The 13,474-nt window shown below is 28.9% G+C and carries 16 protein-coding genes; 8 read left to right on the forward strand and 8 right to left on the reverse strand.

Annotated features, from left to right (window positions below; translation table 11 throughout):
- Positions 1 to 9 precede the first annotated feature (9 nt).
- From L2Z92_RS01850 to L2Z92_RS01865, 4 genes are all read left to right on the forward strand, one after another.
- Complete coding sequence (locus L2Z92_RS01850) at positions 10 to 411, forward strand: potassium channel family protein (protein ID WP_236457153.1); 402 nt, start codon at positions 10 to 12, stop codon at positions 409 to 411.
- Positions 412 to 490: 79 nt separating this feature from the next.
- Entirely contained in the window at positions 491 to 949 is a 459-nt protein-coding gene (locus tag L2Z92_RS01855; RefSeq protein WP_236457154.1) for a YHS domain-containing (seleno)protein, read from the forward strand.
- A gap of 106 nt (positions 950 to 1,055) precedes the next feature.
- Positions 1,056 to 2,027, forward strand: a complete 972-nt coding sequence (locus L2Z92_RS01860; RefSeq protein WP_236457155.1) for a M28 family metallopeptidase — start codon at positions 1,056 to 1,058, stop codon at positions 2,025 to 2,027.
- On the forward strand, positions 2,027 to 2,704 hold the full coding sequence (locus L2Z92_RS01865) for an SDR family NAD(P)-dependent oxidoreductase (protein ID WP_236457156.1): 678 nt from the start codon (positions 2,027 to 2,029) through the stop codon (positions 2,702 to 2,704). The genes L2Z92_RS01860 and L2Z92_RS01865 overlap by 1 nt, the downstream gene beginning before the upstream one ends.
- Here the strand turns inward: L2Z92_RS01865 and L2Z92_RS01870 are convergent, their stop codons facing one another.
- A complete protein-coding gene (locus tag L2Z92_RS01870) occupies positions 2,705 to 3,400 on the reverse strand; it encodes a VanW family protein (RefSeq protein ID WP_236457157.1) in 696 nt (231 codons plus the stop codon).
- Positions 3,401 to 3,402: 2 nt separating this feature from the next.
- The gene (locus L2Z92_RS01875) at positions 3,403 to 4,077 is read right to left on the reverse strand and encodes a class I SAM-dependent DNA methyltransferase (protein ID WP_236457158.1); all 675 of its coding nucleotides are present in this window, start codon (positions 4,075 to 4,077) and stop codon (positions 3,403 to 3,405) included.
- 48 nt (positions 4,078 to 4,125) lie between these two features.
- On the opposite strand from L2Z92_RS01875, the gene L2Z92_RS01880 reads away from it, so the two are divergent.
- From L2Z92_RS01880 to L2Z92_RS01890, 3 genes are all read left to right on the forward strand, one after another.
- Positions 4,126 to 4,728: a SprT-like domain-containing protein gene (locus L2Z92_RS01880; protein WP_236457159.1), complete on the forward strand. Its 603-nt coding sequence runs from the start codon at positions 4,126 to 4,128 to the stop codon at positions 4,726 to 4,728.
- A 475-nt stretch (positions 4,729 to 5,203) separates the two neighbouring features.
- Positions 5,204 to 6,259, forward strand: a complete 1,056-nt coding sequence (locus L2Z92_RS01885; RefSeq protein WP_236457160.1) for a mannose-1-phosphate guanylyltransferase — start codon at positions 5,204 to 5,206, stop codon at positions 6,257 to 6,259.
- Positions 6,260 to 6,262: 3 nt separating this feature from the next.
- The gene (locus L2Z92_RS01890; RefSeq protein ID WP_236457161.1) at positions 6,263 to 7,657 is read left to right on the forward strand and encodes a DUF389 domain-containing protein; all 1,395 of its coding nucleotides are present in this window, start codon (positions 6,263 to 6,265) and stop codon (positions 7,655 to 7,657) included.
- Here L2Z92_RS01890 and L2Z92_RS01895 read toward each other — a convergent pair.
- From L2Z92_RS01895 to L2Z92_RS01905, 3 genes are all read right to left on the reverse strand, one after another.
- Complete coding sequence (locus tag L2Z92_RS01895) at positions 7,654 to 8,424, reverse strand: ABC transporter ATP-binding protein (RefSeq protein ID WP_236457162.1); 771 nt, start codon at positions 8,422 to 8,424, stop codon at positions 7,654 to 7,656. The genes L2Z92_RS01890 and L2Z92_RS01895 overlap by 4 nt on opposite strands.
- The gene (locus L2Z92_RS01900) at positions 8,424 to 9,170 is read right to left on the reverse strand and encodes an MlaE family ABC transporter permease (RefSeq protein WP_236457163.1); all 747 of its coding nucleotides are present in this window, start codon (positions 9,168 to 9,170) and stop codon (positions 8,424 to 8,426) included. Before L2Z92_RS01900 ends, L2Z92_RS01895 begins: the two co-directional genes overlap by 1 nt.
- A gap of 444 nt (positions 9,171 to 9,614) precedes the next feature.
- Positions 9,615 to 9,839 (reverse strand): hypothetical protein, encoded by a 225-nt coding sequence (locus L2Z92_RS01905; protein WP_236457164.1) that lies wholly within the window; start codon positions 9,837 to 9,839, stop codon positions 9,615 to 9,617.
- 280 nt (positions 9,840 to 10,119) lie between these two features.
- On the opposite strand from L2Z92_RS01905, the gene L2Z92_RS01910 reads away from it, so the two are divergent.
- Positions 10,120 to 10,362 (forward strand): hypothetical protein, encoded by a 243-nt coding sequence (locus tag L2Z92_RS01910; protein WP_236457165.1) that lies wholly within the window; start codon positions 10,120 to 10,122, stop codon positions 10,360 to 10,362.
- A gap of 1 nt (position 10,363) precedes the next feature.
- On the opposite strand, the gene L2Z92_RS01915 is transcribed toward L2Z92_RS01910, so the two are convergent.
- The 3 genes from L2Z92_RS01915 to L2Z92_RS01925 are packed head-to-tail and all read right to left on the reverse strand — an operon-like array spanning position 10,364 to position 13,465.
- Entirely contained in the window at positions 10,364 to 12,046 is a 1,683-nt protein-coding gene (locus tag L2Z92_RS01915; protein ID WP_236457166.1) for a helix-turn-helix domain-containing protein, read from the reverse strand.
- An 18-nt stretch (positions 12,047 to 12,064) separates the two neighbouring features.
- On the reverse strand, positions 12,065 to 12,913 hold the full coding sequence (locus L2Z92_RS01920) for a glycosyltransferase (RefSeq protein WP_236457167.1): 849 nt from the start codon (positions 12,911 to 12,913) through the stop codon (positions 12,065 to 12,067).
- A gap of 18 nt (positions 12,914 to 12,931) precedes the next feature.
- Positions 12,932 to 13,465, reverse strand: coding sequence for a methyltransferase (locus tag L2Z92_RS01925; RefSeq protein ID WP_236457168.1), 534 nt, complete (start codon positions 13,463 to 13,465; stop codon positions 12,932 to 12,934).
- Positions 13,466 to 13,474 lie beyond the last annotated feature (9 nt).

Genomic DNA, 13,474 nt, shown 5'->3' on the forward strand with positions numbered 1-13,474 from the left:
CTTAATACTATGTTTTTTTTTAGAACAGTCATCTCCTTTTTACAAGATGATGAATACAGAGATTTATTAATCACCACATTTATGATACTTTTAATTGGAACATTAACGTATCATTATTTAGAAGGGTGGGGAATTATTGACTCATTATACTTTTCTGTTGTTACATTGACAACCATAGGTTACGGTGATTTTACCCCAAAAACTGATGCAGGAAAACTTTTTACTGTTTTATATATAATTGTAGGTATTGGTATGATTCTTAGCTTCATAAACACTATCCAACATCATTATACCTATATGAAATATAGAGAAAAGAAAGAAATTTTAAAAACAAGAAACTTAAAAAAAATAGCTGAAAAGAAAGAGCATCAGCAACATTTAGATTCTAAAAACAATAATTTTAAAAACTAAATACATTAAGTGTTCTATAACTAACAGTCTTTTTTTTATGAAGACATTAATTTTGCTTTATAACAAAAACATTAGTATTATGAAGCATTTATTTTTATTCATACACTTTATTACAATTATTGGATTTTCTCAAACCACAGAGAGTAGAATTAAGAACTTCAATCTTGAAAAAGACTTAGGCATTCAAGGCTATGATCCCGTTGCCTATTTTACAACAAACAAAGCCGTTAAAGGAAAACCCGAATTTCAACACAATCATAACGGCATAATTTATTATTTCTCATCAAATAACAACAAGGCACTTTTCATAAAGTCTCCATCAAAATACGAACCTCAATATGGTGGTTGGTGTGCTTACGCAATTGGTAAAACTAGCGAAAAAGTAAAAATAAATCCAACTACTTTCAAAATCATTAATAACAAGCTTTATCTTTTTTACAATGCTTATTTAACCAATACATTAAAACTTTGGAACAAGAATGAATCGATACTTAAAGCAAATGCAGATATTAATTGGAATCACTTAATTAAAGAATAAAGTGAAAAATTGTTTTAAAGATCAGTTATTCCCCTAAAAAAGACTTTTACTATAATCCTGAATCAATTCAGGATTTTTTTTTATTTTTACAAAAAACAAATTCATTATGCGATTTTTCTTAGCAATTGCTTCATTTACCATTTTCTCTTCTTGTATTGCTCAAAAAGAAACAACAACATCTAAAAAAAGCACTTCAATTAAAGAGCTTACTTTTTCAACTCCAGAAAGTGTATCAAAAACATTATCTTACCTTGCTTCTGACGAATTAGAAGGAAGAGACACAGGTAGTGAAGGAATAGAAAAAGCAAGTATTTTTTTAGAAAACATATTAAAAGAAAACAGTGTAAATCCCTACTTTAAAACCTATAGAGACACACTTTCAAATTATAACAAAACTTCCTATAATATTGTTGGTTATATTGAAGGTTCTGATCCGAAATTAAAAAATGAATTTGTAATTATTGGAGCACATTACGATCATATTGGAAAAATAAGCGCTGTTAACGGAGATGATATTGGTAATGGTGCCAATGATAATGCATCTGGATCTACAGCTGTAACAGAAGTTGTGAAATATTTTGCCAAAGCCAAAAATAACAAAAGAAGTTTATTGTTTGTGTTTTTCTCTGCGGAAGAAAAAGGATTATTAGGTTCTAAACATTTAGCTCAAAAATTAAAAAAACAAAACATGGATTTATATTTCATGTTTAATTTCGAAATGATTGGTGTTCCAATGGTTAGGAAAGACATGTTACTCTATTTAACTGGCTTTGGAAAAACCAATATGGCACAAACCATGAATGAATATGCAGGCGAAAAACTAATTGGTTATATTCCAGCAGAAACACAATATCAATTATTTAGAGCTTCTGATAATTATCCGTTTTTTACTGAATTTGATGTTCCTGCACAAACTGTCTCTACTTTTGATTTTGAAAATTTTGAATTTTATCATCAACCAGATGATGAATTTGAATTAATGGATCCTACTCACATGGCAAATGTGGTAAACAAAATGATTCCTGTATTAGAAAAAATGATTAACTCACCAACAAAAGAGATTCAAATAAAAAAATAATGAAAAACATAATCATAACTGGAACTTCTCGTGGAATTGGTTACGAATTAGCATTGCAGTTTGCAAATGAAGGTCATAATGTATTAGCTATTTCTAGAAAAACACCTAAAAGTTTAATTGAAAACCCAAATATTACTTGCTTAGCAATCAACATTTCAGATGAAAATCAACTAGAGCAAGTAAGTAATTTCGTTTCAACCACGTGGAAGAAGGTAGATATCTTAATTAATAATGCTGGTAGTCTTTTACACAAACCTTTCCAAGAAATTACATCTAAAGAATTTCAAGATATTTACAAAGTGAATGTTTTTGCTGTAGCCGAATTGACAAAAATATGCATTCCTTACATGAGCAAAGGAAGCCATGTAATCACGATTAGTTCAATGGGTGGTATTCAAGGAAGCATGAAATTTGCTGGTTTAGCCGCGTACAGTTCGAGCAAAGGTGCAGTTATAACACTTTCAGAATTATTAGCCGAAGAATACAAAGAACAAGGTATTTCTTTTAATGTTCTAGCGCTTGGTGCTGTTAACACAGAAATGCTTCAAGAAGCTTTTCCTGGTTATGAAGCACCAATTTCCGCTACAGAAATGGCTGATTATATTTATAATTTCTCATTAACAGGAAATAAATTCTATAACGGAAAAGTTTTGCAAGTTTCTTCAACTACTCCATAATTATTGTATTGCATAATTAGATTCGTATTTTTCAGAATTATCGATTATAGTTACCACTCTTATTCGTTTCTGAACTTGATTTTCATATCTAATAAAATTAAGTTCAGATTCGATTATTTGTTTTTCACTCCCAACTGTACATATTATACTTTTATCATCTATTTTGAAAGAAAAACAAATTGGAAAAGATTTGTTGTTTTTTATTCTTAAATCTTTGTATCCATAAACAACAGTAGCATCAGAGCCTAATGGAGTAAACCGATCTTCCTCTGAATAAATATCTACTGAATGATTATACCGCTCAATAATTTCAAAGTTTGATTTCAGTGCTGTAACGTAAATTAGAGTTGAAATTTGACAAAGACCACCTCCTACTTCTTCTGATATTGTCCCATTAACAATATTTCTCCCTTTTTTAAATTTATTCTTTTCTGTAGGATTTCCTATTATCTTCCAAAAAGAAAAAACTTGATTTGGATACACTACAACCTTTTCTATTCTTTCTTTTGCTATCTTAAAATTATGCACCTTGTTTTCGAAATAATTACCTTTTTTTATTTCTTGAGTTGTTCCAACTTTAAAGGCAAAATTTATCTTTCCCTCTGATGGTTTAGCAAAGTTAATTTTATAATCTTTTAAAGAACGAATTCCTAATTTTAGCCTGACTTTCCATATTTTAGGAATCCACTTCTTCATCTTTATTTTTTCTTTAGTTCAATTATTAGATAGGAGGCATATTCTTTTAAAAAAGAGTTACAAAGCAAATCATCTAATTTTAAAACAAATTTTCTAAATCGAATAGGAATCCTATGAATAGGTAAAAAAAGCACACCTCTAATAGTATTTATTACCGACTCTTCACCTATTACTTCTTTTATTTCATCTATTGAAAAATGATTTGCTCCATGCCAGTTATCTGCTTTATAATTGGTTAATAAGCGTCTTTTCTTAGAAGGAAAATCAAAAATTAAATTCCCTTTTGTTTTTAATTTCAACCTAGATTCTTTTAAAAAATCCAAAGTACTCGTTTTGTCTAAATGCATAATGACATGAAAAGAAAAAATCGTATCGAAAAAATCATCATCATAAGGAATTGATGAAATACTACCAATTTTAAACTCTTTATCTGAAAACTTATTTTTTGCAATTTCTATCATCTTTTCACTAACATCAACTCCAAAATTTGCAAATTCTAAAAGCCTTCCAGTACCACAACCTAAATCTAAAATGCTAAAATCATTACTCTTTGGCAGATGCGCTAATAAAAACGTACGCTCTTGTTCATCAATGAATTTTCCGTATGAATTTCCGAACCTATTTTCATCATAAGTTGTGGCTAATTCATCATAATAGTTTTTTATTTCATTATTCATTACCTAAATATATAATAATTCTGTCAAAAATAGATAAATTTGCATCCGATGAGTGATGTTTTAAATAAATACCTTCCTGAGCATGCTGTCTCTTCTTGTTTTGAGTTAATCAAAATAAATCGAGTACATCTAAAAATCGTCAATGAACGTTTAACACGTCATGGTGATTACAGAAAAAATGCTAACGGATTTCATCAAATAACAGTAAATGCAAGTTTAAACAAGTATCGCTTTCTTATTACTTTAATTCATGAAATTGCCCATCTAGTCGCTTTTGAAAAATATGGCAGGTATATAAAACCACATGGTAACGAATGGAAATTAACCTTTCAGCACTTAATGGTTCCTTTTATTCGCCCAGAAATTTTCCCAACACAGTTGCTTCCGCTATTAGCAAGACATTTCAAGAACCCTAAAGCAAGTAGTGACACAGACGCAACCTTATCATTAGCATTAAAGCAATTTGACGAAAATGAATCCGATAAAAATTATATCTTTGAAATCCCATACGGAAGTCATTTTCGAATTCATAACGGACGTGTTTTTAGAAAAATAGCGCTTCGAGTGAAACGCTATGAATGTCTTGAGCTAAAAACAGGGAAAATGTTTTTATTCCAACCTAATGCTGAAGTCGAATTAATACCTAGTTAATTTATAATGTTACATCAATTTAAGAACAAACCTCATTTTTTTTTGATGGCTTTTATTATCCTATATTTACTATTAGGTATATATTGTAATACAAGTAAAACCTTAGACATTAATATACACGATACTTATTATGTTATACAAAGCAAGCATTTGTATTTTTCAATCAGTATTTCACTTATTATTTTCTATCTGTTTTACCTATTAATTCCATATTTCAAACTAAGATTATCTTCAGACTTAAAAAACATACACATCTATATCACTTTAATATCAAGTATTGGAATCACATTTCCTTATCACTATTTCAATAATGAGAAAGATTTATTTTCTCCCACACTTGATCGATTATTTTTTATAACCTTTTTCGCAGCTTTACTTGTTTTGTCACTATTTGTGTTTCTTCTAAATATTTAAATTTGTATCTTTAAAATATTAAAAGTAAAATATAACAAACCTGCAATCTAATTTTCAAAATATGAATACAAATTATTACGCAATATTAATGGCTGGAGGAGTTGGTTCTCGTTTTTGGCCTGTAAGTACTACCGATTTCCCAAAGCAGTTTCATGACATGTTAGGCACTGGAGACACATTAATACAAAAAACATTCAGTCGTTTATCGCAACTTATTCCTAAAGAAAACATTTTAATACTTACAAATGAGCGCTACAATGATTTGGTTCTAGAGCAACTTCCACAAGTAAAACAAGAGCAAATTATTTTAGAGCCTGCGATGCGAAATACGGCTCCTTGTATCTTATATGCCTCTTTGAAAATAAAAAAACAAAACCCAAACGCAGTTGTTGTTGTTGCGCCAAGTGATCATTGGATAGAAGATGAATTGCAGTTTATTTCAAATATTCAACGTTCTTTCGACTACTGTGTTCTTCAAGAAACATTAATGACATTGGGAATATTACCCACATTTCCAAATACAGGTTATGGATATATTGAATTTGACAAATTAGATACACGTCCTATAAAAAAAGTAGCGCAATTTAGAGAAAAACCTGACTACCCTACAGCTAGGAAGTTCATTCAAAGCAGAAATTTTCTTTGGAATGCAGGAATTTTCATTTGGAGTATCAAAGCTATTACAGAAGCCTTTGAAGAGTTTCAACCAGAAATGTATGAACATTTCATGAATGGCTATGCTGTTTACAATACACCCGCTGAAAAAGCTTTTATTTTAGAAAACTATCCAAAAGCAGATAACATATCTATCGATTATGCTATTTTAGAAAAGGCACAAAATGTTTATGTTCTTCCAGCAACTTTTGATTGGAATGATTTAGGAACTTGGGGTTCTTTATATGATAAATTACCTAAAGACAAACAAGAAAATGCAATTATTAATGCAAAAGTACTTTTAGAAAACGCATCAAACAACATCATTCGAACTGAAAACAAGAAAACAGTAGTTATTGACGGCTTAAACGATTATATAATAGTTGACAAAGACGATGTCTTATTGATTTACCCAAAAAACAAAGAACAAGAAATTAAAGCTATTGTAAATAAGTTAAAATAAACAATGGAAAACGATAATACATCCAAGACCTTTTCTGAAATTATCAAACAATTGAAAGAATTTGTTATTGCTGTTTTTGACATCTCTAGAGATTCAGACAAAACGGCAACGATTGAAGATATCAAGTCAGGGATATATATGAAAGGTACATCTGCTTGGGTACTAATTTTCTCTATTCTAATCGCTTCGGCAGGCTTAAACACTGGTTCTGCACCTGTTGTAATTGGAGCGATGCTAATTTCACCACTTATGGGACCAATTTTAGGTATTGGACTTTCTTTAGGAATCAACAACATTGACTTTCTTAAAAAAGCGCTGACTAATTTTGCCGTAATGGTGGTGCTAAGTTTACTTACTTCGTTTTTGTTTTTTAGTATTCCTATGTTCCAAAACGAAACAAACGAACTAATAAACAGAACAATTCCAGATGTTAGAGATGTAATTATTGCTTTTTCTGGTGGTCTAGCTTTAATTGTAGCTTTAAGCCAACGAAACAAATCTTTAAACACCATTGCTGGAGTTGCCATAGCCACTGCTTTAATGCCGCCTTTATGCACTGCAGGCTATGGATTAGCTACTGGAAAATGGCATTTTTTTGGTGGTGCTATGTTTTTATTCTCAATAAACACTATTTTCATTGCCTCTGCAACATTTATAATCGTTCGTTTTTTAAAATTCCCTTATGAAGCTTATGCAGATTCAAACAGAAGAAAAAGAATTTCTCAAGTAATTTCCTTTTTTGCTTTGGCAATTTTAGTTCCTAGTATTTATATGTTTTATGGTTTATACAAAAAATCAGATTTTACACAAAAAGTGACCTTACTAATCGAAAAGGTAAAAAAAGAACAAGGCATACTAATATTAGATGTTAATACTGACTACACTACTAAGAAAATAGAATTTGCAGTTATCGGAAAAAGCCTTTCAAAAGATGATATTTCTACATTTAAGCAAGAAATGAAACAATTGGGGTATGAAGACTGTAATTTTAAAGTATTACAAAATGCTGGTAATATTGAAACTATCAATAAAATAAACGAAATAGAATCTTCTTTCCTATCCAATCAACAATTGCTTGTTAAAAAAGAAGCTATATTATTGGAGAAAGACAAAGAAATTTTCGAATTAAAAAACCTTTTAAGTGTAAAAAAAGAAAAAGTTTTCCCTTTTAATGATATTGCGAAAGAAATAAAATCACTACGTCCTGAAATTGAAGAAGTCACTTTTTCAGATGCAATTAAAACTAATTTTTCAAAAACAGATACTATTCCAACTTTTCTAATAAAATGGAATAAAAAAGTAAAAACAAAAGAAAAAGAAGAAACATCTAAAACACTACAAAATTGGTTGCGAACAAAATTAAAGAGTGATAAAATAATCATTAAAGAGGATCATTAATTTGCATCCTCTTCCAAATACATTTTTCTTACTTTTTTGAATAATTCAGATGAGTACACAAAATCGGTAACTGCTTCATTATCTGTTTTAAAAATCTCTCTATTTGTTCCTTCCCATTCTAACAATCCGTTTCTTAAAAAAACGATTTTCTGTCCAATTTCCATAACAGAATTCATATCATGAGTATTAATAACAGTTGTAATGTTATATTCTTCAGTAATCTCTTGAATTAAATTATCTATAACAATTGCGGTCTTAGGATCTAAACCAGAATTTGGTTCATCACAAAAAAGATATTTAGGATTATTTACAATCGCTCTTGCAATTGCGACACGTTTTTGCATTCCTCCAGAAATTTCAGAAGGTTTCTTTGTATGTGCGTTAATTAGGTTTACTCTATCAATAACAAAATCAACACGTTCTTTTATCTCAGCTGGTGTTTTATTTGTAAACATTCTTAAAGGAAAACCAATATTCTCAGCTACAGTCATGCTATCAAACAAAGCACTGCCTTGAAAAACCATACCAATTTCTGTACGAAGTTCTCTCTTCTCATCATCAGTTAAGTTAGAATATACTCTACCATCAAACTCAATCGTGCCCGATTCTGGGGTATGTATTCCTAATAAAGATTTCAAAAAAACTGTTTTACCAGAACCACTTTGCCCAATAATTAAATTAGTCATACCCGCTTCAAAACGAGTACTAATTCCTTTTAGTACTTTTTGATCTCCAAAAGTTTTCTCTATATTTTTTACTTCTATCATTAGCTTAAAAGGAGTTGTGTTAGTATATAATTCGATAAAATAATAACCACAGATGTCCAAACAAAAGATACCGTACTAGCTTTTCCAACTTCCAAAGCTCCACCTTTCATATAAAACCCATGAAAAGAAGGTATTGTCGCTAAAATTATGGCAAACATTACGGTTTTAATAAATGCATAAGCTATATGGAAAGGAATAAATTCTGTTTGAAGTCCGGTAACAAACTGAGTACTCGTTGTAAAACCACCATAAACACCTGCAACGTATCCTCCAAAAACACCTAAAAACATACTTAGTCCAATAACAAAAGGATATAATAAAAGTGCAATCATTTTTGGAAAAACCAAATAATTCAATGCATTCACTCCCATTACCTCTAAAGCATCAATCTGTTCTGTAACTCTCATAGTACCAATACTTGAAGTTATAAAAGAACCCATTTTACCTGCCATAATAATAGAAATAAAAGTAGGCGCAAATTCTAAAACAATAGATTGTCTTGTTGCAAAACCAATTAGATATTTAGGAATTAAAGGATTTGTTAAATTCAATGCTGTTTGAATGGAAACAACACCTCCAACGAAAAAGGAAATAAAAGCAACAATCCCTAATGAATCTATAATTAAATCGTCTACTTCTTTTAGAATTAATTGTTTCATTACACTCCATCTTGTCGGTTTATTAAAAACCTCTTTGAGCATAATAAAATATTTTCCAATTTGTGATAAATAACGTATGAGCATCATAGTTTTAAAATATCTTCAAAAATAGTAATAAGTTGTGAGTTGTTAGTTATGAGCTTATACTTTTTTATCAATTACTTCTTCTTTGCTTTTCTACATTTCCGAAATTTTTCTTTTTCTCTTTTATAGTATTGTTTCCAAAAATATAACTGGCAGAAAGTCGAATATACCTATTATTTCTATTTACATATCCAGTTCTTTAGAGTAATTAAAAAAAGTAACCAATAGTAAAGAAGTAAATACACTTAAAATTCCAATTATATTGATAAGCTTAATCCCGTTCATTATTGCTTTTGATTGAATACTTACAAACTATAAGTTTAAAATTACTAAAACAACTTTTCTTTCACTTTCTTCCAGCGATAGTTGCTTTTTAATTCGTTAATACAAACAAAACGAGTTACTAAAAATAGTAACCCGTTTACAAATTAAATATTATTTATTCAATTACAATCCAGAGCAAGCAATTCCCTCAGTGTAGATGTGACGATCTGGACAAACTCCATCGCCAGATGGGACAACTCCTAATTGAGGATTATTAAAATACCCTGGCTCTGGTAAACAGCAATAATCTGCTATAACTTGAACTTTACCTCTTCCTCCGTAAATATTCTTTTTAGTTTGTGTCGTTAGTTCTTCTACATTGTTTAAACTTAAAATTGATTTTTTCATAATATAAAAAATTAAATTGTTAAAAATTATTTCCCTTAGAAACTTGCAAGAATTCTTTAGCAAATATTAAGGTAATTAAGCAGTTTTACAATTGAACAAGTGTACTATTTATAAATACATATAGTATTATTTATAAATAGTACAGCGTTAAAAAACAAACAAAACACTGAAAAACAATGATTTAAACAGAAACAAAACCGAAATTTAGCTATCAACTAGCAAAATCATTTTTAGGATGCTATTTTGTTTTAAATTTGAACATAATCTTAAAATTAAGAAAATGAAAAAGTCTATTAAGCAATTAAAGCTTGAAAAATTAAGCAAAAACGAGTTAATGAATATAAATTCAATAAAGATTGAAGGTGCTAGTGGAAAAAATGGCGGAAACCCTGATGGTTTAAACGGTCCATGTGGAACTGAACCAAGCCCTAAAGATCCAAACTATAAAGCAGCGCTCCTATTGTGGGAAAATTGCATTGAAATGTATGAAAATCCAACTTCTGCAGGAACTTGTATTTTCTAAATTATTTTTCATTTAATTTGTTAATAAAGAGGATCGGGGTAACTCCCGTTTTCTCTTTAAATATTCTAGAAAAAGATGCCCCATTTTTATAGCCTAACATTTCTGCTAATGCCTGTGTAGTATAATTTCTAATTTTTTTATCTTCAATTAAAGTTTTAACAATAAAATCTACTCTTAAAGTATTAGTATAATCATTAAAACTCATTTTTTTATGATTATTTATAAAATTTGAAAGATACGTAGTATTAGTATTTATTTTTTTAGCAGCATTATGAAGGTTAAAATTTTTATCTAGAAAATATTCCGCTTTTTCAATTTTATCTAATCCTTCAATTATTTTTAATTCAATATCATCATTTATAACAACTGAATTAGAAACTGTAACACTTTCTAGTTCTTTTTTGTTATACTTTTCAATAATTTCAAGTAATTTTTTCTTTTGTTTCTTCTTTCTCAAAATAAAAAAATAAAAAACAATTATAAGACCAAATAGCATCAAACCAAGAACTAAAGCAATTAAAACTTTATCAGACCTAAGACTGGTGTTTTCACTTTTTATTAAACTCACTTCTTCTTTTAAATCTGCATTTTCAAGTGTCCTATATGCTTCTGCAAATTGCTTTTTTTCTTCGTCTGTTGTTTTTTCATACAATAATAAAAAAGTATCATAATAGTAATTTACAGAATCTGCCTTATTTTCTTCAATATAGATTTTGGTTAAATATTTATGTGATAATAAATAATTAAAATCTACCAAAGTATCCGAATGATGTTTAACAAACTCTAAAAAACCTTTTTTGGCAATTTTAAAATCTCCTTTCTGATAATTGTTGTAGTAATAATTAAACTTAGCATTTAACAGTAATTGATTGAAATTTAAATCTTCATAAAGTTCAATTGCCTTAACTGAATATTCATTTGCTTTCTCAAACTCTTTTTTATGATTATATAATAGTGCTAAATAATAATTCGCTGGTGCTAAATATTGTTTTTCATCTGTTTTTAATATAATTTTATTAAACTCAGTAATTGCTGAATCACAATATTTTGTATTTACTTTCGAATCTTCATTAAGTTTTCTAAAGTAAATTGACCCTAATGTATTTGTTATGTATTTATCTATAAAATTATAATTATTAGAATCATGAATATCTTCCAATAGTATTCTTATTTCCTTAATTTCATTTATTGCTTCATCTAACAAATTAATTGCACCTAAGTTTATTGCAATATTTATTTTAATTTTTGCTAATTGAAAAGGCTCACCGTTTAGCAAAGCAAATTCTCTTGCTTTAATATATTTTTTTATTGACTCATCAAATTTACCATGATTTTTATCAATGTGACCTAAGAGTATATATATACTTGCTAAATCTTTATAGTATTCTTTTTTAACAATGACTCTATTTAAATGCTCTTGTATTTTTTTATCGTATACTACAACATCAAACTCTGCTCCTGTTAATGTTAAAATGTATTTCTTTGTTGTAAAAGCAAATGCTAAATCAATATCTTCTTTCGATTGAAATATTTTATTTACATATATTAATGCACTATCAGGTTTATTCTGCAATTGAAAAAATTGTTCTTTATAAAACTCAATACTTTTATCTTTTGGTATTTGAGCATTAACACTTAACGTTAAAAATAATAGTATAACACTAAACAATTTTAATCTATTCATACACTTAATCTTCAATAATTAAAACAACTTTTCCTTCATTTTCTTCCAGCGGTAATTTCTGATAAATTTTGCTTGTTCTTTAGTAACCAATAATTCTTTTTTAGAAAATTTGGCTTTTAAAAAACCATGAATATAATCGACAAACAATAAAGGTCGCTTTTTCCTCATTGCTAATTTTAATGATGCGATAGAGGTGATTAAAACCCCATAGCCCAGACTATAAAAAGCTTCTCCCTGTTTGTAACGAGCCGTTTTATTATAATTAGCTCCAGTTGGTTTTAAATGTTTTACATGTAGTGTTTCATCTGTAACTACCTTCCAATTATAGAATTTACACAATAATTCATCTACTGTATCCCAACCCATCGCAGGTTTTAAGCCACCAATTTGTTTGAAAGTTTCTTTCCTATAGGCTTTAAAAGCACCACGAATATGATCTTTATCGGTTAAGTTTTCTAAAATCCAATCACCATTTTTTTCTATGTAAGCAAAACCACCCACCATTCCAATCGTTTCATCGGATTGAAAATGTTTTATAATGGTTTGAAAGTAATTAGAAGGAAAAATTAAATCGGCATCTACTTTTACAATAATATCATAATTATCATCAATGTGTTTTTCTCCTTCATGAAAAGCCTGAATTACCTTGCTCCCAGGCAAATGTATGGCTTCTGATTTTTTATTTACTAAAGAAATATAAGGATATTTTCCAATATAAGATTGCACAATTTCAGAAGTTGCATCTGTAGAATTATCATCTACTACAATAATTTTTGTTGGCAGAACGGTTTGACTCACCAAAGAATCTAAAGTTAAACCAATAAATTGAGCTTCATTATGTGCTGGAATGATGATGTAATAGTTCATGGAATAGTCTTTTTTCTTTTATCTATTCTCTTTTTCTCTAACTGCATAAACCAAATAATACCTTGGCGTAAAAAAGCGCAACAAAGGTCTAAAACCTAATTTCTTTACAGGATGCGTAAATTGAATACTATCTACAATTCTGAATCCCGTTTTTTCCAATAACCAATCCAATTGCCAGTCTTCAAATTCATGATAATGCCTGTCCCATTTATCGGTTTTACTTCGATAAGCTGATGCAAACCACAATCGCATTGGAATAGAAATAAGCACTTTATCGCACTTAACATTTTCAAGTACTGTATAAGGATTTAATAAATGTTCAAAAATCTCAAAGGCAGTAAAAACAGTATAATCTTCCGCCTTCAATGCACTTTGATCGTTATCTATATCTTCTCCATTAGTATTAATAACAGTATATTCGTTCTCTATCATAATTTTAGAAAACGGATTTGAAACTCCTAAATCAAAAATTGTTTCAGAAGTTGCAATATGCTTTTTAAGAAATGCTAAGGTTAGCTTAAAACGTTTATTAGGAAAAGTTTTTTCGTACATGGAAATTTT

Origin of the sequence: Flavobacterium jumunjinense (assembly GCF_021650975.2) — a bacterium.
In the GTDB taxonomy this organism is placed as follows: domain Bacteria; phylum Bacteroidota; class Bacteroidia; order Flavobacteriales; family Flavobacteriaceae; genus Flavobacterium; species Flavobacterium jumunjinense.

What these genes read in the sequence shown, in the direction of transcription:
- L2Z92_RS01860 (WP_236457155.1), top strand. Translation starts at nt 1,056, where the DNA reads ATGCGATTTTTCTTAGCAATTGCTTCATTTACCATTTTCTCTTCTTGT.
- L2Z92_RS01870 (WP_236457157.1), bottom strand. Translation starts at nt 3,400, where the DNA reads ATGAAGAAGTGGATTCCTAAAATATGGAAAGTCAGGCTAAAATTAGGA.
- L2Z92_RS01895 (WP_236457162.1), bottom strand. Translation starts at nt 8,424, where the DNA reads ATGATAGAAGTAAAAAATATAGAGAAAACTTTTGGAGATCAAAAAGTA.
- L2Z92_RS01900 (WP_236457163.1), bottom strand. Translation starts at nt 9,170, where the DNA reads ATGATGCTCATACGTTATTTATCACAAATTGGAAAATATTTTATTATG.
- L2Z92_RS01850 (WP_236457153.1), top strand. Translation starts at nt 10, where the DNA reads ATGTTTTTTTTTAGAACAGTCATCTCCTTTTTACAAGATGATGAATAC.
- L2Z92_RS01925 (WP_236457168.1), bottom strand. Translation starts at nt 13,465, where the DNA reads ATGTACGAAAAAACTTTTCCTAATAAACGTTTTAAGCTAACCTTAGCA.
- L2Z92_RS01885 (WP_236457160.1), top strand. Translation starts at nt 5,204, where the DNA reads ATGAATACAAATTATTACGCAATATTAATGGCTGGAGGAGTTGGTTCT.
- L2Z92_RS01920 (WP_236457167.1), bottom strand. Translation starts at nt 12,913, where the DNA reads ATGAACTATTACATCATCATTCCAGCACATAATGAAGCTCAATTTATT.
- L2Z92_RS01910 (WP_236457165.1), top strand. Translation starts at nt 10,120, where the DNA reads ATGAAAAAGTCTATTAAGCAATTAAAGCTTGAAAAATTAAGCAAAAAC.
- L2Z92_RS01875 (WP_236457158.1), bottom strand. Translation starts at nt 4,077, where the DNA reads ATGAATAATGAAATAAAAAACTATTATGATGAATTAGCCACAACTTAT.
- L2Z92_RS01905 (WP_236457164.1), bottom strand. Translation starts at nt 9,839, where the DNA reads ATGAAAAAATCAATTTTAAGTTTAAACAATGTAGAAGAACTAACGACA.
- L2Z92_RS01865 (WP_236457156.1), top strand. Translation starts at nt 2,027, where the DNA reads ATGAAAAACATAATCATAACTGGAACTTCTCGTGGAATTGGTTACGAA.
- L2Z92_RS01890 (WP_236457161.1), top strand. Translation starts at nt 6,263, where the DNA reads ATGGAAAACGATAATACATCCAAGACCTTTTCTGAAATTATCAAACAA.
- L2Z92_RS01880 (WP_236457159.1), top strand. Translation starts at nt 4,126, where the DNA reads ATGAGTGATGTTTTAAATAAATACCTTCCTGAGCATGCTGTCTCTTCT.
- L2Z92_RS01915 (WP_236457166.1), bottom strand. Translation starts at nt 12,046, where the DNA reads ATGAATAGATTAAAATTGTTTAGTGTTATACTATTATTTTTAACGTTA.
- L2Z92_RS01855 (WP_236457154.1), top strand. Translation starts at nt 491, where the DNA reads ATGAAGCATTTATTTTTATTCATACACTTTATTACAATTATTGGATTT.